The 22,828-nt window shown below is 68.6% G+C and carries 16 protein-coding genes, 3 rRNA genes and 1 pseudogene; 8 read left to right on the top strand and 12 right to left on the bottom strand.

All coding sequences use genetic code 11. The features are described from left to right. Position 1 precedes the first annotated feature (1 nt). From OG625_RS24100 to OG625_RS24085, 4 genes are read left to right on the top strand one after another with little or no spacing between them, the layout of a single operon-like run. Positions 2-682: a DUF4129 domain-containing protein gene (locus OG625_RS24100; RefSeq protein WP_329384854.1), complete on the top strand. Its 681-nt coding sequence runs from the start codon at positions 2-4 to the stop codon at positions 680-682. Next, the gene (locus OG625_RS24095; protein ID WP_329384851.1) at positions 679-2,208 is read left to right on the top strand and encodes a DUF4350 domain-containing protein; all 1,530 of its coding nucleotides are present in this window, start codon (positions 679-681) and stop codon (positions 2,206-2,208) included. Before OG625_RS24100 ends, OG625_RS24095 begins: the two co-directional genes overlap by 4 nt. After that, positions 2,205-3,212 carry an AAA family ATPase gene (locus OG625_RS24090; RefSeq protein ID WP_329384847.1) on the top strand — a complete coding sequence of 336 codons (1,008 nt, stop codon included), beginning with the start codon at positions 2,205-2,207 and terminating at the stop codon, positions 3,210-3,212. The genes OG625_RS24095 and OG625_RS24090 overlap by 4 nt, the downstream gene beginning before the upstream one ends. Next, on the top strand, positions 3,212-4,522 hold the full coding sequence (locus OG625_RS24085) for a DUF58 domain-containing protein (RefSeq protein ID WP_329384844.1): 1,311 nt from the start codon (positions 3,212-3,214) through the stop codon (positions 4,520-4,522). The genes OG625_RS24090 and OG625_RS24085 overlap by 1 nt, the downstream gene beginning before the upstream one ends. 441 nt (positions 4,523-4,963) lie before the next feature. Here the strand turns inward: OG625_RS24085 and rrf are convergent. The 4 genes from rrf to OG625_RS24065 all read right to left on the bottom strand — a co-directional run bounded on the left by rrf (position 4,964) and on the right by OG625_RS24065 (position 11,701). Continuing rightward, positions 4,964-5,080, bottom strand: a 5S ribosomal RNA gene (gene rrf, locus OG625_RS24080). Positions 5,081-5,156: 76 nt separating this feature from the next. Beyond that, positions 5,157-8,278 (bottom strand): 23S ribosomal RNA (locus OG625_RS24075). Between the two features lie 283 nt (positions 8,279-8,561). Continuing rightward, a 16S ribosomal RNA gene (locus tag OG625_RS24070) occupies positions 8,562-10,086 on the bottom strand. The 16S, 23S and 5S rRNA genes sit together here, the layout of an rRNA operon. A gap of 607 nt (positions 10,087-10,693) precedes the next feature. After that, entirely contained in the window at positions 10,694-11,701 is a 1,008-nt protein-coding gene (locus tag OG625_RS24065; RefSeq protein ID WP_329384841.1) for a stage II sporulation protein M, read from the bottom strand. Between the two features lie 113 nt (positions 11,702-11,814). On the opposite strand from OG625_RS24065, the gene OG625_RS24060 reads away from it, so the two are divergent. Beyond that, on the top strand, positions 11,815-12,714 hold the full coding sequence (locus OG625_RS24060; RefSeq protein ID WP_329384837.1) for an RDD family protein: 900 nt from the start codon (positions 11,815-11,817) through the stop codon (positions 12,712-12,714). Positions 12,715-12,726: 12 nt separating this feature from the next. On the opposite strand, the gene OG625_RS24055 is transcribed toward OG625_RS24060, so the two are convergent. Further along, positions 12,727-13,347 (bottom strand): hypothetical protein, encoded by a 621-nt coding sequence (locus tag OG625_RS24055; protein ID WP_329384834.1) that lies wholly within the window; start codon positions 13,345-13,347, stop codon positions 12,727-12,729. An 88-nt stretch (positions 13,348-13,435) separates the two neighbouring features. Beyond that, a complete protein-coding gene (gene ahcY, locus OG625_RS24050) occupies positions 13,436-14,872 on the bottom strand; it encodes an adenosylhomocysteinase (RefSeq protein ID WP_329384832.1) in 1,437 nt (478 codons plus the stop codon). 444 nt (positions 14,873-15,316) lie between these two features. Between ahcY and OG625_RS24045 the strand changes: the two are divergent. Beyond that, a pseudogene (locus OG625_RS24045) lies at positions 15,317-15,661 on the top strand (PTS sugar transporter subunit IIA); the annotation flags it as partial. A 74-nt stretch (positions 15,662-15,735) separates the two neighbouring features. Beyond that, a complete protein-coding gene (gene lepB / locus OG625_RS24040) occupies positions 15,736-16,434 on the top strand; it encodes a signal peptidase I (RefSeq protein ID WP_329384829.1) in 699 nt (232 codons plus the stop codon). Positions 16,435-16,507: 73 nt separating this feature from the next. Here the strand turns inward: lepB and OG625_RS24035 are convergent, their stop codons facing one another. The 6 genes from OG625_RS24035 to OG625_RS24010 all read right to left on the bottom strand — a co-directional run bounded on the left by OG625_RS24035 (position 16,508) and on the right by OG625_RS24010 (position 22,186). After that, on the bottom strand, positions 16,508-17,437 hold the full coding sequence (locus OG625_RS24035; protein ID WP_329384826.1) for a cation diffusion facilitator family transporter: 930 nt from the start codon (positions 17,435-17,437) through the stop codon (positions 16,508-16,510). Between the two features lie 71 nt (positions 17,438-17,508). Then, positions 17,509-18,666, bottom strand: coding sequence for a mannose-6-phosphate isomerase, class I (manA, locus tag OG625_RS24030; protein WP_329384824.1), 1,158 nt, complete (start codon positions 18,664-18,666; stop codon positions 17,509-17,511). A 40-nt stretch (positions 18,667-18,706) separates the two neighbouring features. Next, on the bottom strand, positions 18,707-19,840 hold the full coding sequence (locus OG625_RS24025; protein WP_329384821.1) for an SIS domain-containing protein: 1,134 nt from the start codon (positions 19,838-19,840) through the stop codon (positions 18,707-18,709). A 62-nt stretch (positions 19,841-19,902) separates the two neighbouring features. Then, on the bottom strand, positions 19,903-20,088 hold the full coding sequence (locus OG625_RS24020; RefSeq protein ID WP_329384818.1) for a Trm112 family protein: 186 nt from the start codon (positions 20,086-20,088) through the stop codon (positions 19,903-19,905). Between the two features lie 253 nt (positions 20,089-20,341). Continuing rightward, on the bottom strand, positions 20,342-21,712 hold the full coding sequence (locus OG625_RS24015; RefSeq protein WP_329384815.1) for a phosphomannomutase/phosphoglucomutase: 1,371 nt from the start codon (positions 21,710-21,712) through the stop codon (positions 20,342-20,344). Between the two features lie 90 nt (positions 21,713-21,802). Then, positions 21,803-22,186: a DUF3499 domain-containing protein gene (locus OG625_RS24010; protein ID WP_329384812.1), complete on the bottom strand. Its 384-nt coding sequence runs from the start codon at positions 22,184-22,186 to the stop codon at positions 21,803-21,805. Between the two features lie 90 nt (positions 22,187-22,276). Here OG625_RS24010 and OG625_RS24005 point away from each other — a divergent pair, with 90 nt between their 5' ends. Continuing rightward, the gene (locus tag OG625_RS24005) at positions 22,277-22,756 is read left to right on the top strand and encodes a metallopeptidase family protein (protein WP_443067762.1); all 480 of its coding nucleotides are present in this window, start codon (positions 22,277-22,279) and stop codon (positions 22,754-22,756) included. Positions 22,757-22,828: the final 72 nt, after the last annotated feature.

Here is a 22,828-nt window from a genome sequence, read left to right as displayed (position 1 = left end):
CATGATGAGTACGGGGGGCCTCATCACCACCGCGGCGGCACTCCTTCCCACTGCGGAAACACCACCGGTGACGACACCGCGCGACCCCGCCCGGGAGGCGGCCGAACGCGAACTGTCCAAGCCGATGTACCACCAGAACGACCCGGGCCTGCTCGACCGCGCCCTGCGCAAGTTCTTCGACTGGCTCGACGGCCTCTTCGGCTCGGCCTCCGGGGCAACCCCCGGAGGCACCTTCGGCCTGCTCGCCATCGCCATCCTGGTCCTCCTCGCCCTCGGGGCCCTGTGGTGGCGCCTGGGAGCCCCCCGCCGCACGGCCACCTCCGCCAACACCCTCTTCGACGACGGCATCCGCAGCGCCGCCGACCACCGCACCGCCGCCGAGGCCCACGCGGCCGCCGGCCGCTGGACCGAAGCCGTCCAGGAACGCATGCGCGCCGTCGTCCGCTCCCTGGAGGAACGCACCCTCCTCGACCCCCGTCCGGGCCGCACCGCCGACGAGGCCGCCGCCGAAGCCTCCGTCTCCCTCCCGGACCACGCCGACGAGCTCCGCGCGGCCGCCCGCACCTTCGACGACGTCACGTACGGGGGCCGCACCGCCGACGCCGACGCGTACGCCCGCCTGCGCGCCCTCGACACCACCCTGACCCGCACGAAGCCGCTCCTGACGGGACCCACCGCATGACGCCGCCCACCGGCCCCATGCCGGCCCACCCCCCACACAACACCCCGCCCACCGGCTCCCACGCGGCCGAACCCACGCCACCCCCATCCCCGCAGGGCGCGCCGCCCGCCGGTTCCGACGGGGACGGGGGTGTGCCGGGGCGTCCCCGCAGGGCGTCGAACGCAACCACCGCCCGGCCCACCGACCCCTCGCCACGTTCGGCGCCCGAGGAGACGCCCCGGCGCGCCCCCGGCACCGGCGGAACCACCCCGACCCCGCCCGGCCCCGGCGAAACCAGCCCTGCCAGCCCCCTCGGAAGCGGCCCAGCCAAACCCGGCCCCTCCAACCCCGGCCCCGCCGGAACCGGCACCCGCCGAACCCGCCAAACCCGCCTGGCCCTCCGCGCCCTAGCCCTCCTGGGCGTACTCGCCGCCGGCGTCGCGATCCTCGCCGCCCTGAACTCCGGCACCCGCCACGGCCTCCTGGACCCCCGCTCCGCCGACCCCTACGGCAGCCGCGCCGTCGCCGAGCTCCTCAAGGAGCGCGGCGTCACCACCCGCATCGTCACCACCGCCCGAGAGGCAGCCGACGCCGCCGGCCCCCGCACCACCCTCCTGGTGACCGACCCCGACCGGCTCGGCGCCGCCCAACGCCGCCTCGTCCGCTCGGCCATGGACCTCTCCGGCGGCGGCCGTACCGTCCTCATCGCACCCGGCAGCCGCTCCCTCCCCGGTTTCTCCCCCGGCGTCGAGTCCAAGGGCGAGGCCCCCGCAACCTCGAACTCGGACGACCTGGACCCCGCCTGCACCCTCCCCGCCGCCGCCACCGCCGGCCGCGCCACCCTCGGCGACGGCATGCGCTACACCACCACGCTCCGCGGGGCCACCGCCTGCTACCCCAGCGGCGACCACCCCACCCTCCTCGTCCTCCCCGCGGGGGCGAACGGCGCCGACACCGTCGTCCTCGGCTCCGGCACGATCCTCCTCAACGAGAGTCTCGCCGACACCGGCAACGCCTCCCTCGCCCTCCAACTCCTCGGCTCCCGCCCGGACCTCGTCTGGTACATGCCGTCCCTGGCGGACTCCGACCCCGACTCCCGAGCCGCCGACGAAGAGCAGAGCCTCCTCGACCTGGCCCCGGCCGGCTGGTCCTGGGCCCTGCTCCAGCTGTTCGTCGCCGCGGCCCTCGCCGCACTCTGGCGCGCCCGCCGACTCGGCCCGCTCGTCATCGAGAAGCTCCCGGTCGCCATCCGCGCCTCCGAGGCCACCGAGGGCCGCGCCCGCCTCTACCGCAAGGCCCGCGCCCGCGACCGCGCCGCCACCGTGCTGCGCGCCGCCGCCCGCGAACGCCTCGCCGCCCTGACGGGCGTACCGAACGGCCAGGCCCACGAGCCCACCGCCCTCGCCCCGGCGGTCTCCGCCCGGCTCGCGGACGGCTCCCGGGACGTGACCGCCCTCCTCTTCGGCCCCACGCCCTCCGACGACGCGGCACTCGTCGCGCTCGCCGACCACCTCGACGCCCTCGAAAGAGAGGTCCGTACGTCATGACGTACCCGACCACCGAGTCCGCGGCGGCGCAGCCCCCGGCTGCGACCGCGACCGCGGACAGCGCCCGCGCCTCCCTCGAAGCGCTCCGCACCGAGATCGGCAAGGCCGTGGTCGGCCAGGACTCGGCCGTCACCGGCCTCGTCGTCGCCCTGCTCTGCCGCGGCCACGTCCTCCTGGAAGGCGTCCCCGGCGTCGCCAAGACCCTCCTCGTACGGGCCCTCGCCGCCTCCCTCGAACTCGACACCAAGCGCGTCCAGTTCACCCCCGACCTGATGCCGAGCGATGTCACCGGCTCCCTCGTCTACGACGCCCGCACCGCCGAGTTCTCCTTCCAGAACGGCCCGGTCTTCACCAACCTCCTCCTCGCGGACGAGATCAACCGCACGCCCCCGAAGACCCAGTCCTCCCTCCTCGAGGCCATGGAGGAGCGCCAGGTCACGGTCGACGGCACGCCCCGCGCGCTCCCCGAGCCCTTCCTCGTCGCCGCCACCATGAACCCGGTCGAGTACGAGGGCACGTACCCCCTCCCGGAAGCCCAACTGGACCGCTTCCTCCTCAAGCTCACCGTCCCCCTGCCCTCCCGCGAGGACGAGATCGGCGTCCTGACCCGGCACGCAGCGGGCTTCAACCCCCGCGACCTGCACGCCGCGGGCATCCGCCCCGTCGCCGGCCGCGCCGAGCTCGAAGCCGCCCGCGAGGCCGTCGCCCGGGTCACCGTCTCCCCGGAGATCGCCGGTTACGTCGTCGACATCTGCCGCGCCACCCGCGAATCCCCGTCCCTCACCCTCGGCGTCTCCCCGCGCGGCGCGACCGCGCTGCTGGCGACCGCCCGCGCCTGGGCCTGGCTCACCGGCCGCGACTACGTCACCCCCGACGATGTGAAGGCCCTCGCCCTGCCCACCCTCCGCCACCGCGTCCAGCTGCGCCCGGAAGCGGAGATGGAGGGAGTCAAGGCCGACGCCGTCATCACCGCGATCCTCTCCCACGTCCCCGTCCCGCGCTGATGGCCCTCACCGGACGCACCGCCCTCCTGGCGGCCCTGGGCAGCATCCCCGTCGGCATCCTCGAACCGAGCTGGACGGGGATGCTGGCGGTCAACGGCCCGCTCGCGCTGGCCTGCGCGGTCGACTACGCCCTCGCGGCGCCCGTCCGCCCGCTCCTCCTCACCCGCTCGGGCGACACCTCGGTCCGCCTCGGCGAGTCCGCGGACGTGCACCTGACCCTCACCAACCCGGGCACCCGCAAGCTCCGCGCCCGGCTCCGCGACGCCTGGCCCCCCAGCAGCTGGCTCCCCGGCACCGAAGGCCCGGCCTCCCGCCACTCCGTGACCATCCCGGCAGGGGAACGCCGCAGGGTCACCACCCGCCTGCGGCCCACCCGCCGCGGCGACCGCCAGGCCGACCGCGTCACGATCCGCTCGTACGGTCCCCTGGGCCTGTTCGCCCGCCAGGTCTCCCACACCGTTCCCTGGACGGTCCGCGTCCTGCCCCCCTTCACGAGCCGCAAGCACCTCCCCTCGCGCCTCGCGCGCCTCCGCGAACTGGACGGCCGCACGAGCGTCCTCACCCGCGGCGAGGGCACCGAGTTCGACAGCCTGCGCGACTACGTCCCCGGCGACGACACCCGCTCCATCGACTGGCGCGCCACGGCCCGCCAGAACAAGGTGGCCGTCCGCACCTGGCGCCCCGAACGCGACCGGCACATCCTGATCTGCCTGGACACCGGCCGCACCTCCGCGGGCCGCGTCGGCGACGCCCCGCGCCTCGACTCCGCCATGGACGCGGCCCTGCTCCTCGCAGCCCTGGCGACCCGCGCCGGCGACCGCGTGGACCTCCTGGCCCACGACCGCCGCCCCCGCGCCCAGGTCCAGGGCCGCGCGGCCGCGGACGTCCTCCCGTCCTTCGTCAACGCGATGGCCACCCTCGAACCGGAACTGGTCGAGACGGACTCCCGCTCCCTGGTCTCCACCATCCTCCGCAGCGCCCCGCGCCGCTCCCTGGTGGTCCTCCTGACGAGCCTGGACGCGGCCCCCGTGGAAGAGGGCCTGCTCCCGCTCCTCCCCCAGCTCACGGCCCGCCACACGGTCCTGCTGGCCTCCGTGGCCGACCCTCACGTCGCCGCCATGACCGCGTCCCGCGGCGACGCGGACGCGGTCTACGAGGCCGCCGCCGGCACCCAGTCCCAAGCCCAACGCCGCCGCACCGCGGACCAGCTCACCCGCCACGGCGTCCACGTGGTCGACGCCACCCCGGACACCCTGGCCCCCGCCCTGGCAGACGCCTACCTCGCCCTCAAGGCCGCCGGCCGCCTGTAGGTCTCTCGGCCGTCCCGATTCCCCTCGCGGTGAAGCCACGAGCCGAAGGCTTCACCGCGCCGGGCTGCATACCCTGGTCGGGCGCCCACCAGGAGGACACCATGGCCGACCTGACCCCCGAGCAGATCCGCCGTATGCACGACTTCGCGGAGCAGCTCGCGGAGCTGGCCGAGCACCAGCAAGACTCGTGCTCCCCACGGTCTCAACGTGGTGCGGCTGCGCCGCCAGATCGAGGCCCGGACACCAGAGGTCATGGCCCTCAACGGCACGAACATGGGCGATCCCCAGACCGGCCTGACCAAGGTCCCCGATCTAGCAGCCTCAAAAGCTACCCCGCCGACTGGTGAAGCACGGAGTGGCATCAAGCGGAACGGGCCCCAAACGCAGAAAAGCCCCGCACCGAGCCCGTAAAGGGCTGGTGCGGGGCTTCCCGCAATGATTGTTCGGCGGCGTCCTACTCTCCCACAGGGTCCCCCCTGCAGTACCATCGGCGCTGAAAGGCTTAGCTTCCGGGTTCGGAATGTAACCGGGCGTTTCCCTAACGCTATGACCACCGAAACACTATGAAATTTGAACGCTGGCATTGACACAGCTGTTCGTTATTTCAGAACTAACACAGTGGACGCGAGCAACTGAGGACAAGCCCTCGGCCTATTAGTACCAGTCAGCTTCACCCGTTACCGGGCTTCCACATCTGGCCTATCAACCCAGTCGTCTACTGGGAGCCTTACCCTCTCAAGGAGGTGGGAATACTCATCTTGAAGCAGGCTTCCCGCTTAGATGCTTTCAGCGGTTATCCCTCCCGAACGTAGCCAACCAGCCATGCCCTTGGCAGGACAACTGGCACACCAGAGGTTCGTCCGTCCCGGTCCTCTCGTACTAGGGACAGCCCTTCTCAATATTCCTACGCGCACAGCGGATAGGGACCGAACTGTCTCACGACGTTCTAAACCCAGCTCGCGTACCGCTTTAATGGGCGAACAGCCCAACCCTTGGGACCGACTCCAGCCCCAGGATGCGACGAGCCGACATCGAGGTGCCAAACCATCCCGTCGATATGGACTCTTGGGGAAGATCAGCCTGTTATCCCCGGGGTACCTTTTATCCGTTGAGCGACGGCGCTTCCACAAGCCACCGCCGGATCACTAGTCCCGACTTTCGTCCCTGCTCGACCCGTCGGTCTCACAGTCAAGCTCCCTTGTGCACTTACACTCAACACCTGATTGCCAACCAGGCTGAGGGAACCTTTGGGCGCCTCCGTTACTCTTTGGGAGGCAACCGCCCCAGTTAAACTACCCATCAGACACTGTCCCTGATCCGGATCACGGACCGAGGTTAGACATCCAGCACGACCAGAGTGGTATTTCAACGGCGACTCCACAACCACTGGCGTGGCTGCTTCAAAGTCTCCCACCTATCCTACACAAGCCGAACCGAACACCAATATCAAACTATAGTAAAGGTCCCGGGGTCTTTCCGTCCTGCTGCGCGAAACGAGCATCTTTACTCGTAGTGCAATTTCACCGGGCCTATGGTTGAGACAGTCGAGAAGTCGTTACGCCATTCGTGCAGGTCGGAACTTACCCGACAAGGAATTTCGCTACCTTAGGATGGTTATAGTTACCACCGCCGTTTACTGGCGCTTAAGTTCTCAGCTTCGCAACCCCGAAAGGTCACTAACCGGTCCCCTTAACGTTCCAGCACCGGGCAGGCGTCAGTCCGTATACATCGCCTTACGGCTTCGCACGGACCTGTGTTTTTAGTAAACAGTCGCTTCTCGCTGGTCTCTGCGGCCACCCCCAGCTCACGGAGTAAATCCGATCACCAGTGATGGCCCCCTTCTCCCGAAGTTACGGGGGCATTTTGCCGAGTTCCTTAACCATAGTTCACCCGAACGCCTCGGTATTCTCTACCTGACCACCTGAGTCGGTTTAGGGTACGGGCCGCCATGAAACTCGCTAGAGGCTTTTCTCGACAGCATAGGATCATCCACTTCACCACAATCGGCTCGGCATCAGGTCTCAGCCTTAATGAGGGACGGATTTGCCTACCCCTCGGCCTACACCCTTACCCCGGGACTACCACCGCCCGGGTTGGACTACCTTCCTGCGTCACCCCATCGCTTACCTACTACCACCTTGGATCGGCGGCTCCACCACTTTCCTTTCCCCGAAGGGTCCGGAACGGCTTCACGGCCTTAGCATTAGAGGATTCGATATTGGGCGTTTCAAAGCGGGTACCGGAATATCAACCGGTTGTCCATCGACTACGCCTGTCGGCCTCGCCTTAGGTCCCGACTTACCCTGGGCAGATCAGCTTGACCCAGGAACCCTTAGTCAATCGGCGCACACGTTTCTCACGTGTGTATCGCTACTCATGCCTGCATTCTCACTCGTGAACCGTCCACAACTAGCTTCCGCTGCTGCTTCACCCGGCACACGACGCTCCCCTACCCATCACAGCGGGCGTTGGCCCTATTGCTGCAATGACACGACTTCGGCGGTACGCTTGAGCCCCGCTACATTGTCGGCGCGGAATCACTTGACCAGTGAGCTATTACGCACTCTTTCAAGGGTGGCTGCTTCTAAGCCAACCTCCTGGTTGTCTCTGCGACTCCACATCCTTTCCCACTTAGCGTACGCTTAGGGGCCTTAGTCGATGCTCTGGGCTGTTTCCCTCTCGACCATGGAGCTTATCCCCCACAGTCTCACTGCCACGCTCTCACTTACCGGCATTCGGAGTTTGGCTAAGGTCAGTAACCCGGTAGGGCCCATCGCCTATCCAGTGCTCTACCTCCGGCAAGAAACACGTGACGCTGCACCTAAATGCATTTCGGGGAGAACCAGCTATCACGGAGTTTGATTGGCCTTTCACCCCTAACCACAGGTCATCCCCCAGGTTTTCAACCCTGGTGGGTTCGGTCCTCCACGAAGTCTTACCTCCGCTTCAACCTGCCCATGGCTAGATCACTCCGCTTCGGGTCTAGAGCGTGCAACTCAATCGCCCTATTCGGACTCGCTTTCGCTACGGCTTCCCCACACGGGTTAACCTCGCTACACACCGCTAACTCGCAGGCTCATTCTTCAAAAGGCACGCAGTCACGACGCATTGAGTAAACTCAATGCGCGACGCTCCCACGGCTTGTAGGCACACGGTTTCAGGTACTATTTCACTCCGCTCCCGCGGTACTTTTCACCATTCCCTCACGGTACTATCCGCTATCGGTCACCAGGGAATATTTAGGCTTAGCGGGTGGTCCCGCCAGATTCACACGGGATTTCTCGGGCCCCGTGCTACTTGGGAGATTCTTAAGCAAGCCGCTGATGTTTCGTCTACGGGGGTCTTACCCTCTACGCCGGACCTTTCGCATGTCCTTCGACTACATCAACGGTTTCTGACTCGCCGACCGGCCGGCAGACCGATCAAAAGAATTCCCACAACCCCGCATGCGCAACCCCTGCCGGGTATCACACGCATACGGTTTGGCCTCATCCGGTTTCGCTCGCCACTACTCCCGGAATCACGGTTGTTTTCTCTTCCTGAGGGTACTGAGATGTTTCACTTCCCCTCGTTCCCTCCACACTGCCTATGTGTTCAGCAGTGGGTGACAGCCCATGACGACTGCCGGGTTTCCCCATTCGGACACCCCCGGATCAAAGCTCAGTTGGCAGCTCCCCGGGGCCTATCGCGGCCTCTCACGTCCTTCATCGGTTCCTGGTGCCAAGGCATCCACCGTGCGCCCTTAAAAACTTGGCCACAGATGCTCGCGTCCACTGTGTAGTTCTCAAACAACGACCAGCCACCCATCACCCTGACCTATACAGATCAAGTTCACTGGGGCCGGCACTGAAGATCGCAACCTTACGGCCGTACCTTCAGGACCCAACAACGTGCCAAGCACGATCCCGTCCACTGTCACTGTGTTCCACGCCGAAGCAGTACTTACAGGAAGTTTCAGAAACCGTGCCAACTAATCAACGTTCCACCCATGAGCTGACCGTGCAGAACATTTGTCTGCAATCGGTACTGTGCTCCTTAGAAAGGAGGTGATCCAGCCGCACCTTCCGGTACGGCTACCTTGTTACGACTTCGTCCCAATCGCCAGTCCCACCTTCGACAGCTCCCTCCCTTACGGGTTGGGCCACCGGCTTCGGGTGTTACCGACTTTCGTGACGTGACGGGCGGTGTGTACAAGGCCCGGGAACGTATTCACCGCAGCAATGCTGATCTGCGATTACTAGCAACTCCGACTTCATGGGGTCGAGTTGCAGACCCCAATCCGAACTGAGACCGGCTTTTTGAGATTCGCTCCACCTCACGGTATCGCAGCTCATTGTACCGGCCATTGTAGCACGTGTGCAGCCCAAGACATAAGGGGCATGATGACTTGACGTCGTCCCCACCTTCCTCCGAGTTGACCCCGGCGGTCTCCTGTGAGTCCCCATCACCCCGAAGGGCATGCTGGCAACACAGGACAAGGGTTGCGCTCGTTGCGGGACTTAACCCAACATCTCACGACACGAGCTGACGACAGCCATGCACCACCTGTATACCGACCACAAGGGGGGCACTATCTCTAATGCTTTCCGGTATATGTCAAGCCTTGGTAAGGTTCTTCGCGTTGCGTCGAATTAAGCCACATGCTCCGCTGCTTGTGCGGGCCCCCGTCAATTCCTTTGAGTTTTAGCCTTGCGGCCGTACTCCCCAGGCGGGGAACTTAATGCGTTAGCTGCGGCACCGACGACGTGGAATGTCGCCAACACCTAGTTCCCAACGTTTACGGCGTGGACTACCAGGGTATCTAATCCTGTTCGCTCCCCACGCTTTCGCTCCTCAGCGTCAGTAATGGCCCAGAGATCCGCCTTCGCCACCGGTGTTCCTCCTGATATCTGCGCATTTCACCGCTACACCAGGAATTCCGATCTCCCCTACCACACTCTAGCTAGCCCGTATCGAATGCAGACCCGAGGTTAAGCCTCGGGCTTTCACATCCGACGTGACAAGCCGCCTACGAGCTCTTTACGCCCAATAATTCCGGACAACGCTTGCGCCCTACGTATTACCGCGGCTGCTGGCACGTAGTTAGCCGGCGCTTCTTCTGCAGGTACCGTCACTTTCGCTTCTTCCCTGCTGAAAGAGGTTTACAACCCGAAGGCCGTCATCCCTCACGCGGCGTCGCTGCATCAGGCTTTCGCCCATTGTGCAATATTCCCCACTGCTGCCTCCCGTAGGAGTCTGGGCCGTGTCTCAGTCCCAGTGTGGCCGGTCGCCCTCTCAGGCCGGCTACCCGTCGTCGCCTTGGTGGGCCATTACCCCACCAACAAGCTGATAGGCCGCGGGCTCATCCTTCACCGCCGGAGCTTTCAACCCCCGCCCATGCAGGCAGGAGTGGTATCCGGTATTAGACCCCGTTTCCAGGGCTTGTCCCAGAGTGAAGGGCAGATTGCCCACGTGTTACTCACCCGTTCGCCACTAATCCACCCCGAAGGGCTTCATCGTTCGACTTGCATGTGTTAAGCACGCCGCCAGCGTTCGTCCTGAGCCAGGATCAAACTCTCCATGAATGTTTACCGGTAATCCGGTTCACACACACGAAAGAGCGGGCCAGTCTTGGTCGGAATAAGACCGACTGACCACAACGTCCTCGCTGTGTTGTTGCCTGCAAGCACTCCACGAGGGAGCCTTACAGGTCTTTTTCAAAGGAACCTCATCCACCGAAGTGGACGGGGTATCAACTTCTGGCGTTGATTTTTGGCACGCTGTTGAGTTCTCAAGGAACGGACGCTTCCTTTGTACTCACCCTCAGCAACACTAGCTGGGGCTTTCCTCCGGGCTTTCGTTCTGCTGTCTTGCGTTTCCGACTCTATCAGACTCTTTCGTGTCCGACTTCCTCGGTGCTTTCCAGGTTTTCGCTTTCGCGTTTCCCTTTCCGGCGATGCCGACTCTATCAGAAGTTTTCCACCGGATTAACCGGCTTCGGATTCCTGAAAAAGGAGTCGACTGTGCCCCGCTGGAATTCAATTCCTAGTGGGGGCGAGAGAGATTGTGAACCATCGCTGCCGAACTTGTCCAGTTCGAGGCAACCGTTTGAATCTACCTCCCCATCGCGGATGTGTCAACACCCGCTCCGGGACCTGAGGAGACTAGCAGCTCTGCGGGGTCCAACGCACATCAGGCCGCGGTCGGGAGCGTCGCCGTCTGGTCGGCTTCCTCTACGTCGCCCACCTCGCCGGCCCTGGAGGCTCGGCCGCCCAGGACGTAGACGTACAGGAGGAACGCGGCCTCGGCGACGATGCCGATCGTGATGCGGGCCCAGGTGGGGAGGCCTGACGGGGTCACGAAGCCTTCGATCAGGCCTGCGACGAAGAGGACCACCGCGAGGCCGATGGCCATGCCCAGGGCGGCTCTGCCCTGTTCGGCCAGGGCCGTGCGGCGGGTGCGGGGGCCCGGGTCGATGACCGTCCAGCCGAGGCGCAGGCCCGTGCCCGCTGCGACGAAGACCGCCGTCAGTTCGAGGAGGCCGTGCGGGAGGATCAGGCCGAGGAAGACGTCGAGGCGGCCGGCGGAGGCCATCAGGCCGAGGCCGACGCCCAGGTTCGCCATGTTCAGGAAGAGGATCCAGAGCACGGGGAGGCCCAGGAAGGCGCCCAGGACCAGGCAGATCGCGGCAGCCCGGGCGTTGTTCGTCCAGACCTGGGCCGCGAAGGAGGCCGCGGGGTGGCTGGAGTAGTACGTCTCGTACTCGCCGCCCGGCTCGGTGAGCTCCTTCAGGTAGTCCGGGGTGCCGATGGCTCCCTGGACCTCGGGGTGGGTGGCTATCCACCAGCCGATGAGAACGCCGACCGCCGTCGAGAGCAGGGCCGTCGGTATCCACCAGCGGCGGCTGCGGTAGACCGCGGCCGGGAAGCCCGCCGTGAAGAAGAGGGCCGCGTCTCGCCAGCCGGCGCGGCGGGTGCCTGTCACCGTGGCGCGGGCACGGGCGACCAGCTGGGTCAGGCGGCCCATGAGCATGGGGTCGGGGGCACTGGACTGGATGAGGGAGAGGTGGGTCGACGTGCGCTGGTAGAGAGCGACCAGTTCGTCGGCCTCGGCGCCGGTCAGCTTGCGGCCGCGGCCGAGGAGCTGCTCCAGGCGGTCCCATTCCGCTCGGTGTGCCGTCACGAAGACGTCGAGATCCATACGGTTGCCGCTCCCCTGCCCCTGGTCCCCTGCTCACTGCCTGTTCCTCGTGTGGTCAGCTTGGCAGACTGGATGCCCGAGGGGTTGGCGCAGGTCACGTGAAAGGTGCTGTGGTGAGCGATCTGGTGACGGGGGACGCGGTCGTCTTGGGGTTGCGGCCCGCACGGCTGCCGAGCCGGGCGCTGGCGATCGTCCTCGATCTGCTCGTGTACTTCACCGTGTACACGCTGGTCATGATCGGTCTGACCTTCTCGACCGCGTCGCTCGACGTGGCCGCGCAGGCCGCCGTGCTGGTGGCGGCTTTCGTTCTGGTGCTGGTCGGCGTGCCGATCGCGGTGGAGACGCTGAGCCACGGGCGGTCGCTGGGCAAGCTCGCGTGCGGGCTGCGGGTGGTGCGGGACGACGGCGGGCCGATCCGTTTCCGGCACGCGCTGGTGCGCGGGGCGATGGGGGTGATCGAGCTGCTGGTGACCGTCGGGTCCGTGGCGTGCATCGCCTCGCTGGTGTCGGCGCGCGGGCGGCGGCTCGGGGACGTGTTCGCGGGGACGCTGGTGATACGCGAGCGGGTGCCGGGGGCGCGGGTGATGCCGGTGCCTCCGCCGCCGCCGTGGCTGGCCGGGCGGTTCTCGGGGCTGGACCTGTCGGCGGTGCCGGACGGGCTGTGGCTGGCGATCCGGCAGTACCTGACCCGGATGAACCAGCTGGACCCGCAGGTGGGGGCCGCCATGGCGGCGCGGCTCGCGGACGATCTGGTGGCGCGGACGGGGGCGCCGCCGCCGGCCGGGGTGTCGGCCGCCGCGTTCCTGATGGCCGTGGTGCACGAGCGGCAGTCGCGGGATGCCGCGAAGGCGTTCCGGCCTGCTTCCCCTGCTCCGACTCCCGTGCCCGTACCCGTACCTGAGCCCGTCGCCGGGCCGGGGCCGGTCGCGGCTGCTCCGCATGTCGCTCCCGCGCCCGTGGCACCCGTAGAGGTGCGGGCTCCGCGGGCCGGCGGGTTCGCGCCGCCCGCCTGAGGGGGTTGGGGCTCAGGCCTCGTCGAAGGTCGAGGGCGGGGTCTCCAGGTGTTCGAGTTCGATGCCGGGGGCGGAGAGGACCACGTCCCCGGCGATGTGGATCGTGTGGACCTCGCCGGTGTCCAGGGCGCTGACCTGGTACTCGTCCACCAGGAGCGGGCCGCTGTCCGTGGGGTGCTCCTCGCGCCGCAGCAGGGCCCAGGCCTGGTCGACCGTGCGGGGGGCCAGGACCGGGTCGGTGAGGGCGACGAGTCGGACGCGGGTGGCGGGGGCGCCGGGGGTCAGGCGCAGCAGCCGGGCCGTGGCGACGAGGAACGCCGGGGAGGTTCCGGTGAAGGCGGAGGCGCGGACATTGCCCTCGGTGGCCTCGGTTCCGGTGGGGTCGGTACGGACCCATGTGACGCCGTCGATGGCGGCGCCGCGGACCTGCCAGCTCGCCGCGTTCAGTTCGAGGCGGATCGGGCGGCCGAGTTCGTCGACGGCCAGGTCGACGGAGCCCCTGTGGTCGCCGTTCGGGGCGGTGAGCTGGGAGACGTAGCGCCAGCCGGAGGGTCCCGGGGCGCAGTGGAAGTGCTCCTCGCCGAGGGGGGCGTGGTCGTGCGGGTCGTGGAGCGAGTAGCGGCCGCGGGGCATGGTGCACACACTTCTGTCGGGACGTATGGGGCAGGCCCCCGGCACACGTGCCGGGGGCCTGCTTCACATTCTGCTACCGCTGGTCGGATCAGTAGCGGTAGTGGTCCGGCTTGTACGGGCCCGCCACGTCGACGCCGATGTAGGCGGCCTGCTCGGGGCGGAGGGTGGTGAGGCGGACGCCGAGGGCGTCGAGGTGGAGGCGGGCGACCTTCTCGTCCAGGTGCTTCGGGAGCACGTAGACGTCGGTCGGGTACTCCTCGGGCTTCGTGAAGAGCTCGATCTGGGCCAGGGTCTGGTCCGCGAAGGAGTTCGACATCACGAAGGACGGGTGACCCGTCGCGTTGCCCAGGTTCAGCAGACGGCCCTCGGACAGCACGATGAGGACCTTGCCGTCGGGGAACTTCCAGGTGTGGACCTGCGGCTTGACCTCGTCCTTGACGATGCCCTCGACCTTGGCGAGGCCGGCCATGTCAATCTCGTTGTCGAAGTGGCCGATGTTGCCCACGATCGCCTGGTGCTTCATCTTGGCCATGTCCGAGGCCATGATGATGTCCTTGTTGCCCGTGGTCGTGATGAAGATGTCCGCCGTCTCGACGACATCGTCCAGCGTCGCGACCTGGTAGCCGTCCATGGCCGCCTGCAGGGCGCAGATCGGGTCGATCTCGGTGACGATGACACGGGCGCCCTGGCCGCGCAGGGACTCGGCGCAGCCCTTGCCGACGTCGCCGTAGCCGAAGACGACCGCGACCTTGCCGCCGATGAGGACGTCGGTGGCGCGGTTGATGCCGTCGATCAGGGAGTGGCGGCAGCCGTACTTGTTGTCGAACTTCGACTTCGTGACGGCGTCGTTCACGTTGATCGCCGGGAAGAGCAGGTCACCGGACTGCATCATCTCGTAGAGACGGTGGACACCGGTGGTGGTCTCCTCCGTCACGCCGCGGATCTCGGACGCGAGCTGCGTCCACTTCTGCGGGGTCTCGCCCAGGGTGCGGTTGAGCAGCGTGAGGATGTAGCCGTACTCCTCGGAGTCCGCCGTGGACGGGTCCGGAGCGGCGCCGGCCTTCTCGAACTCGACGCCCTTGTGGACGAGGAGGGTGGCGTCGCCACCGTCGTCGAGGATCATGTTCGGGCCGCCGGTGGGGGTGTTCGGCCAGGTCAGCGCCTGCTCCGTGCACCACCAGTACTCCTCCAGCGTCTCGCCCTTCCAGGCGAAGACGGGGACGCCCTGCGGGTTCTCCGGGGTGCCGTTCGGCCCCACCGCGATGGCGGCGGCCGCGTGGTCCTGGGTGGAGAAGATGTTGCAGGAGGCCCAGCGGACGTCGGCGCCGAGGGCGACGAGGGTCTCGATGAGCACGGCCGTCTGCACGGTCATGTGCAGGGAGCCGGTGATACGCGCGCCGGCCAGCGGCTGCGTCGCCGCGTACTCCCGACGGATCGACATCAGACCGGGCATCTCGTGCTCGGCCAGGGTGATCTCCTTGCGGCCGAAGGCGGCGAGGGAAAGGTCTGCGACCTTGAAGTCCATGGGTGCTGCTCCTCATGGTTCGAGAGGGTGGGTACGGCTGAGCCGTGCGCCGGCCGTGTGGAGACAAGGCGGCACACCGAGCACAGTCCGTCGGGGGCCCTCTCTCCCCTCGGCACGATCCCTGGGACCGCCCGACCGCCATCAGCAGCGACGCCTGACACTGATGACGAATCTACACCGATCGGCGGAGCGGGCCCCAGTTGGCCGGGGGGCAAGTCGGTGCCCGGGTTCGGGCCTTCTGGTGGGCATCTTCAGGGCCTTTCGGACTTTTGATGCACCGCTTACGTGGGGCAGGGTGCCGGTGGATCGGAACCCATGCGCGATCTCGCAGGACCGGCGCGGGTACGGGTGCCGACGCGGGACCGGCCGGGATGGCTGCCGTCGGATACCTCTTTTGGGTGAACGGTGCGGCGTTGCAGGGCGTGTGGCCTTGCCGGACTGGTCGTCCGGGACATGGACGAGCTCGTACGGGTCGCACTCGCGCGGGAGGCGCAGGGCACGACCGGTCTCGGCGAGTCGATCGCCATCCCGCACGCCAAGACGGATGCGGTGAGCCGGCCCACGGTGGGCTTCGCCCGCTCGGACGAGGGCATCGAGTGGGGTGCGCTGGACGGGACGAAGGCCCGCCTCGCCTTCATGATCTCGGTGCCGGAGGCCGCGGCCGGTGACGAGCACCTGCGGATCCTGGCGCTACTGTCGCGCAAGCTGATGGACACCGGCTTCCGCGAGCGGTTGCAGGCGGCTCCGGACGAGCCGGCGATCCTGGACGTGCTGCGCGAGATCCGGTAGGCCGACGGGAGTCGCCGGGGCCCCTCGCCACCCTCGGTGGAGCGGGGCCCGACCGCGTTTCGTACGCTGCGCGGATGATGGAGCGTAGGCGGGGTCGAAGACGGGGTATCTGGGCGATCGGGCTGCTGGTGACCGGTTCGCTGCTGGTGCTCGGCGTACTGGTCTACGGGGCGTTGGCGGCCCAGGGCACCTGGGCCGCCTACAACAAGGAGATCGTCCCGAGCCAGAACATGCGGCCGACGTACGAGCCGGGGGACAGCGCCTGGTTCTCCATGGGCGCCGACGGCGAGGACTTCGAGGTATCGCGCGGCGACGTGGTGCTCGTGTCGGTTCCGGAGTGGGTGCCGGACGGGCTCATGCTGTCGCGGGTGGTGGCGCTCGGCGGGGACCGGATCGAGTACCGGCGGGGCGAGACCACGCTCCGGCTCAACGGGCAGCCGCTGGACGAGCCGTACATCCTCAACCGGTCGGAGCCGTCGAGCGTGCCCTTCGACGTGACGGTGCCCGAGGGACGGATGTTCCTGATGGGCGACAACCGCATGAACTCCGCGGACTCCACGATGCACCCCGATGCCGACCAGGGCACCGTCGACCTGTCGGCGGTGCGCGGAGAGGCCGTCGCGGAGCCGACGGGGCTCATCGTCGCGGGTGGCCTCCAGGTGCTCGGAGCCGTCCTGTTCCTGGCCGGCGGCGTGCTGGGGATCGTGGCCCTGGTGGCGCGCCGACGGCAGCGGCCGGAGCCCGTCGTACCGGCGGCCTGGCCCGCGCCCTGAATACGAATACGAGGAAGGCCCCCGCGGGCCGAGTGCATCGGCTCGCGGGGGCCTTCCGTACGTTCACCCGGGGCTACTCCGCCTTGGTGGTCGCCGGGCGGTAGATGTCCGGCTCCAGGTAAATGACCCGGGCGATCGGGACGGCCTCGCGGATGCGGGCCTCGGCGGCGTTGATCGCTTCGGCGATCTCGGTCGCGGTGCCGTCGTGCTGGACCGAAATCTTGGCGGCGACCAGCAGCTCCTCGGGGCCGAGGTGCAGGGTGCGCATGTGGATCAGGCCGGTGACCGTCTCGCCGTCGACGACCGCGGCCTTGATCTTCTCGATGTCTTCGATGCCGGCCGCCTCGCCGAGCAGCAGGGACTTGGTCTCCGCGGCGAGGACGATCGCGATGATGATCAGCAGGATGCCGATGCACAGGGTGCCGATGCCGTCCCAGACTCCGTTGCCGGTGACGAGGGCGATGCCGACGCCCGCCAGGGCCAGGACCAGGCCGACGAGGGCGCCGAGGTCCTCCAGCAGGACCACGGGCAGCTCGGGGGCCTTGGCGCGCCTGATGAACTCGGTCCACGACAGCTTGCCGCGGATCTCGTTCGACTCCTTGATCGCGGTGCGGAAGGAGAAGCTCTCGGCGATGATCGCGAAGACGAGTACGCCGATGGGCCAGTACCAGGCCGTGATCTCGTGCGGGTCCTTGATCTTCTCGTAGCCCTCGTAGATGGCGAACATGCCACCGACCGAGAAGAGCACGATGGAGACGAGGAACGCGTAGATGTAGCGCTCCCGCCCGTACCCGAAGGGGTGTTGGGGTGTCGCCTCGCGCTGGGCCTTCTTGCCGCCGAGGAGCAGCAGCCCCTGGTTCCCGGAGTCGGCCAGCGAGTGGACGCTTTCCGCGAGCATCGACGAGGAGCCGCTGAAGATGAATGCCACGAATTTGGCCACAGCGATGGCGAGGTTGGCGGCGAGTGCCGCCACGATCGCCTTGGTACCGCCCGACGCGCTCATGGGTGCAGGGTGTCCTTCCTAGCCACTGATACCGGCCGCACATTCTTGCAGCCGCCGGGACGGACGCTACGTCAGACCACCACAGTGGCACGGAAGACAGTGCCGGTTCCGGACAGTTCGACCTTTTCGCCTGCCGGTACGAAGACCGACTGCCCGGGCGCCAGGGCCAGTTCGCCGGCCCGGGGCGAGCCCGCCGTGCAGAGCAGGACCTGCGGGGTGCCCTCCGGGAGCGCGCGGGAGGCCCCGCCGGGGGCGAGGACGAAGCGGGAGAGCCGGAATTCGTCGATGGGGGCCTCGTAGACCTCCTCGCCGTTGCCCTCGGGGCGCAGCACCTTCGGGTCGCCCGGCTCGAAGTTCGTGATCTTCAGCAGTTCGGGTACGTCCACGTGTTTGGGGGTGAGTCCGGCGCGCAGCACGTTGTCGGAGTTGGCGAGCAGCTCGACGCCGAGGCCCTGGATGTAGGCGTGCGGGACGCCCGCGCCGAGGAACAGGGCCTCGCCGGGCTGGAGTCGGAAGTGGTTGAGGAGCATGGCCGCGACGACTCCCGGATCGCCCGGGAAGTGGTGCACGAGGGAGGCGTACGGGGCGTAGCGGCCGCCGAGGCGGTCGGCGGCGGCCTCGACCTCGGCGACGGTGTGGGCCATCTCGGCGCGGTCCGCGCTCAGTACGGCGGTGAGGACCTCGCGCAGGGCCGCTTCCTCGGGGTGCGCGTGCAGCAGGTCGACGTACGGCTTGAGGCTGTCCACACCCAGACCCTCGATGAGTTCGGCGGCCTCCAGCGGCGGGCGGAAGCCGCACAGTCCGTCGAACGGGGTGAGCGCGCAGATCATTTCGGGCTTGTGGTTGGGGTCCTTGTAGTTGCGGTGGGCCGCGTCCATGGGGACCCCGCGGCGCTCCTCGTCCTCGAACCCGGCCCGCGCCTGGGCACGGTCGGGGTGGACCTGGAGGGACAGGGGGGCGCCTGCGGCGAGGATTTTGAGGAGGAACGGCAGTCGCGGGCCGAACCTGGCGACGGCGGCGGCGCCCAGCTCGGTTTCCGGATCGGCGGCGATGACGTCCGAGAGGGCCCGCTCACCGTCGCCCCGGTCGAGGCGGGAGGGCGCGCCGGGGTGGGCTCCCATCCACATCTCGGCCTGTGGTTCACCGGTGGGGTCGACTCCGAGGAGCTGGGGGATGGCGGTGGTCGATCCCCAGGCGTAGGGGCGGATCGTGTTCGTCAGGCGGTCCATCGTCGTCTTCCTGGATAGAGCCGGGCAACATGTGTCTACCTCAGCTGTGTCCCCCGGAGGCCAACGCCAGGTAAGCGGTGGCGAAATCCGTGACGGCGAGCAGTTCGGCGAGCTGTTCCAGTTCGACGCCCTCCTCCGGTTCGAGCTCGCTGATGGCCGTGTCGTGGCTGAGGGCGAGCTCGCGTGCGGCGGGGGCGGCGGAGAGGCCGCCGGCCGGCCGGTCACGCAGCAGGACGATGCGGGCGCGAAGAGCCTGGGGCTCCTCGACCCGGTCACGGAAGAAGTCTTCGGGATCGGCGCCGGCGGCGAAGGAGCCGGCGAGCAGGACGCCGTGGGCGGGCAGGGCCTCGGGGAGGGCGGCGGCCAGTGCGGGGCGGCCGGCGAGCTCGGCGAGGGTGGCGGCGAAGCGGCGGCCGGCGGGTCCGGCTCCGGTGCCCTCGCTCCAGATGAGCGGGAGGGAGTCGGCCAGCTCGGCGGCGAGGGTCTTGGCCGGGTTGGAGTACGTGGCGATGGCGGGCCCGCAGCGCTCGGCGGTGCGGTCGAGCCGGTCGGCGACGAGCTGGAGGGCGGCGGGGTCGGCGGAGATCAGGCCGACCCTGTCGAGGAGCACCAGCAGCGGGGTCAGCAGGGCCCACAGTGCGCCGGGGCCGGCGGCGGCGGACTCGTCGTACTCCTGGTACGGGGCCTTGGCCATCGGTACGTGGAGCCCGTGCGCGCCGTCCACCGCCTCGCTCAGCGGTGAGCGCTCGGGGGCGACGGCGACGACGCTGCAGCCGCGCCGGTAGGCCTGCTCGGCGAGGACGGCCAGTCCGGGCTCGGTTCCGTCGGTGGTGGCGATGAGCAGCAGGTCGACGGGGCCGGCCCAGCCGGGCAGGACCCAGCGAAGGGCGCCGGCCGCGTGCGCGACGCCGGTGGGGTCCAGCCGGATGACGGGCGCGGAGGCTCCGGCGAGGGCGCCCAGCAGGTCGGCGACGCCGGTGGCGGCGGTGCCGGGGCCGGCGATCAGGACCGCGCGGGGGCGGCCGTCGGGGCGGAGCTCGCCGAGGCCGGCCTCGGTCGCGTGCCGGGCCGCTGTACGGACTCGGGCCCCGGCCTCGGCCGCGCCGCGGAGCAGGCCCCGGCGGTCTACGCGGGCGAGATCGTCCGGTGCGTCGAGGAGCGACTCGTCGAGCATGGCGGCCTCCTGCGGTGTTGACGCGGGTGGGGTCAGGCGCTGGCCGTCGGGCCGGCCTTGTTTCAGGCGGGGCGGCGGGCCTCGTCGACGAGCAGGACCGGGATGCCGTCACGGACGGGGTAGGCGAGGCCGCAGTCCTGGCCGGTGCAGATCAGCTCGGGGGCCGTTTCGTCGGCCGACGCGTCCTGGAGGGGCGAGTGGCAGGCGGGGCAGGCGAGGATCTCCAGAAGACCGGCTTCGAGCGGCATGTGGTGCGTTCCCTTCGGGGATATGGGTCGGGCGAGGTCAGCGTACCGCCGAGTCATCTCCGATGCGGCCTGGAAGGTGTCTCTGCCTGGGCCGTGGGCCGTGCGGCGCGGTGGTGGGGTCTGGTGCGGCGCCGCTGCCGGGGCTCCGCCCCGGGCCCTCCCCCAGACTCCGTCCCGGGGGACCCCCACGCCTCAAACGCCGGCGGGGCTGAATGTGCCGCTGCGCGGCAGCTTCAGCCCCGCCGGCGTTCGGTCAGGCGCGGATGAGGGCCAGGATCTCGTCGCGGACCTTGGCGAGGGTGGCCGCGTCGCGGGCTTCCACGTTCAGGCGGAGGAGGGGCTCCGTGTTGGAGGCGCGGACGTTGAACCACCAGTCCTCGGCCGTCACGGTGAGGCCGTCCAGCTCGTCGAGGGTGACGTCCTCGCGGGCGGCGTAGGTCTCCTTGACGGCGGCCAGGCGGCCGGCCTGGTCGGCGACGGTGGAGTTGATCTCGCCGGAGCCCTCGTAGCGGTCGTAGGAGACCACGAGGCCGGAAAGCGGGCCGTCCTGGCCGCCGAGGGCGGCGAGGACGTGGAGCGCGGCGAGCATGCCGGTGTCCGCGTTCCAGAAGTCCTTGAAGTAGTAGTGCGCCGAGTGCTCGCCGCCGAAGATGGCACCGGTCTTGGCCATCTCCTCCTTGATGAAGGAGTGGCCGACGCGGGTGCGGACGGGGGTGCCGCCGTTCTCGCGGACGACCTCGGGGACGGACCAGGAGGTGATCAGGTTGTGGATCACCGTGCCGGTGCCGCCGTTGCGCGCCAGCTCGCGGGCCGCGACCAGCGCGGTGATCGCGGACGGGGAGACGCCCTCGCCGCGCTCGTCGACGATGAAGCAGCGGTCGGCGTCGCCGTCGAAGGCGATGCCGAGGTCGGCGCCCTCGGCGAGGACGCGGGCCTGGAGGTCGACGATGTTCTTCGGGTCGAGGGGGTTGGCCTCGTGGTTCGGGAAGGTCCCGTCCAGTTCGAAGTACATGGGGACGAGGTCCAGCGGGAGGCCCTCGAAGACGGTCGGGACGGTGTGGCCGCCCATTCCGTTGCCCGCGTCGACGACGACCTTGAGCGGGCGGATCGCGGTCAGGTCGACCAGGCCGCGCAGGTGGTCGGAGTAACCGGTGAGGGTGTCCTGCTCGGTGATGGTGCCCGGCGTGGTGTCGGCCGGGATGGCGGGGGCGCCTTCGTCGGTCCACTTCTCCACCAGCTCGCGGATCTGCGAGAGGCCGGTGTCCTGGCCGACCGGGGCGGCGCCCGCGCGGCACAGCTTGATGCCGTTGTACTTGGCCGGGTTGTGCGAGGCCGTGAACATGGCGCCCGGCAGGTTCAGGGAGCCGGATGCGTAGTACAGCTGGTCGGTGGAGCACAGCCCGATCAGGGTGACGTCCACACCGCGGGCGGCCGCGCCGCGCGCGAAGGCGGTGGACAGGCCCGGGGAGGAGGGGCGCATGTCGTGGCCGATCACGATCGCCGTGGCACCCGTGACCTCGACGAACGCTGCACCGAACAGTTCCGCCAGGGGCTCGTCCCACTCGTCCGGTACGACGCCGCGTACGTCGTACGCCTTGACGATGTTCGAAAAATCTGCGGCCACTGCCTGCCCTCCTGAAGGTCCTGTGCGGTCGAGCCAACCTACCTTGAACCCGGAGGGGCCAGACAGACGACGCAGTCAGGGATCAGAGCGTCAGGAATCGGGCGATCTCAGGACGCGCAGGTGGCCACGGCGCGTCTCGCCGGTGCCGGGGCCGCCGTTCTGGCCGCGACCGGAGCCTCCGGCCTCGGCGGCGCGCCCGGGCGGGCGGGCTGCTTCGCGGACGGCGTTCGCGAGGGCTTCGAGGTCGTCGCCGCTGGGGCGCGACGGCGCGGAGCCGTCGGACAGGCGGACGACTTCCCAGCCGCGCGGCGCGGTCAGGCGCTCCGAGTGCTCGGCACACAGGTCGTAGCAGTGGGGTTCGGCATAGGTGGCGAGCGGGCCGAGAACTGCGGTCGAATCGGCGTAGACGTACGTCAGTGTCGCGACGGCAGGGCGGCCGCACGCAGTGCGCGAACAGCGACGTACAAGGCTCACGACGTTGGACGGTACCGCACTCTTGACCGGGCCGCGACGACTCCGCCGCCGCTCACTCCCCCGTGTCGCCGTGCGGGCTACCCTGCGGGGGTGACGGACAGCACCCTGCCTCCCCTCCCCACCGAGCCTCCCTCCGGGGTCCCGGCCGAACCCCGCGTGCGCCGTCGGGACCGGCACGGACGCGGGATGCGCGGGCCGGTGGCGCCTCCGCAGGTGCCGCTGTCCGCGAGCCGGTCGGAGCTCTTCGGGGACCTCGTCCGGGATTCCGTGGAGCGGCTGGAGCGGCGCTGGCCGCAGCTGGCCGAGGTGGAGTTCCTCGTCGGCGACGTACCGGGCCCGCCGGGCGGTCCGGACACCGGCTGGAACGACGAGGCGGTGCCGCTGGGCGCGCTGTCGGAGCCGAACGGCGGGCGGCCGGCCCGGATCGTGGTGTTCCGGCGGCCGGTGGAGATCCGTACGAAGACGCGGGACGAGAAGGCGCTGCTGGTCCACGAGATCGTGGTGGAGCAGGTGGCGGAGCTGCTGGGGCTGTCTCCGGAGACCGTTGATCCGCGTTACGGGCAGGACTGACCATTCGGCCCGGCCATGGCTGTGGTCGGGTGCGGCGCCGTTGCGGGGGCTCCGCCCCCGAGCCCCCGCTCC

Source organism: Streptomyces sp. NBC_01351, assembly GCF_036237315.1.
Lineage (GTDB): Bacteria > Actinomycetota > Actinomycetes > Streptomycetales > Streptomycetaceae > Streptomyces.
Note: the sequence above shows the minus strand (reverse complement) of the source record. Positions and strands in the feature narration are given on the sequence as shown.

Coding starts and splice junctions, on each gene's coding strand:
- OG625_RS24100 (WP_329384854.1), top strand. CDS start 2: ATGATGAGTACGGGGGGCCTCATCACCACCGCGGCGGCACTCCTTCCC.
- OG625_RS24095 (WP_329384851.1), top strand. CDS start 679: ATGACGCCGCCCACCGGCCCCATGCCGGCCCACCCCCCACACAACACC.
- OG625_RS24090 (WP_329384847.1), top strand. CDS start 2,205: ATGACGTACCCGACCACCGAGTCCGCGGCGGCGCAGCCCCCGGCTGCG.
- OG625_RS24085 (WP_329384844.1), top strand. CDS start 3,212: ATGGCCCTCACCGGACGCACCGCCCTCCTGGCGGCCCTGGGCAGCATC.
- OG625_RS24065 (WP_329384841.1), bottom strand. CDS start 11,701: ATGGATCTCGACGTCTTCGTGACGGCACACCGAGCGGAATGGGACCGC.
- OG625_RS24055 (WP_329384834.1), bottom strand. CDS start 13,347: ATGCCCCGCGGCCGCTACTCGCTCCACGACCCGCACGACCACGCCCCC.
- ahcY (WP_329384832.1), bottom strand. CDS start 14,872: ATGGACTTCAAGGTCGCAGACCTTTCCCTCGCCGCCTTCGGCCGCAAG.
- lepB (WP_329384829.1), top strand. CDS start 15,736: ATGATGGAGCGTAGGCGGGGTCGAAGACGGGGTATCTGGGCGATCGGG.
- OG625_RS24035 (WP_329384826.1), bottom strand. CDS start 17,437: ATGAGCGCGTCGGGCGGTACCAAGGCGATCGTGGCGGCACTCGCCGCC.
- manA (WP_329384824.1), bottom strand. CDS start 18,666: ATGGACCGCCTGACGAACACGATCCGCCCCTACGCCTGGGGATCGACC.
- OG625_RS24025 (WP_329384821.1), bottom strand. CDS start 19,840: ATGCTCGACGAGTCGCTCCTCGACGCACCGGACGATCTCGCCCGCGTA.
- OG625_RS24020 (WP_329384818.1), bottom strand. CDS start 20,088: ATGCCGCTCGAAGCCGGTCTTCTGGAGATCCTCGCCTGCCCCGCCTGC.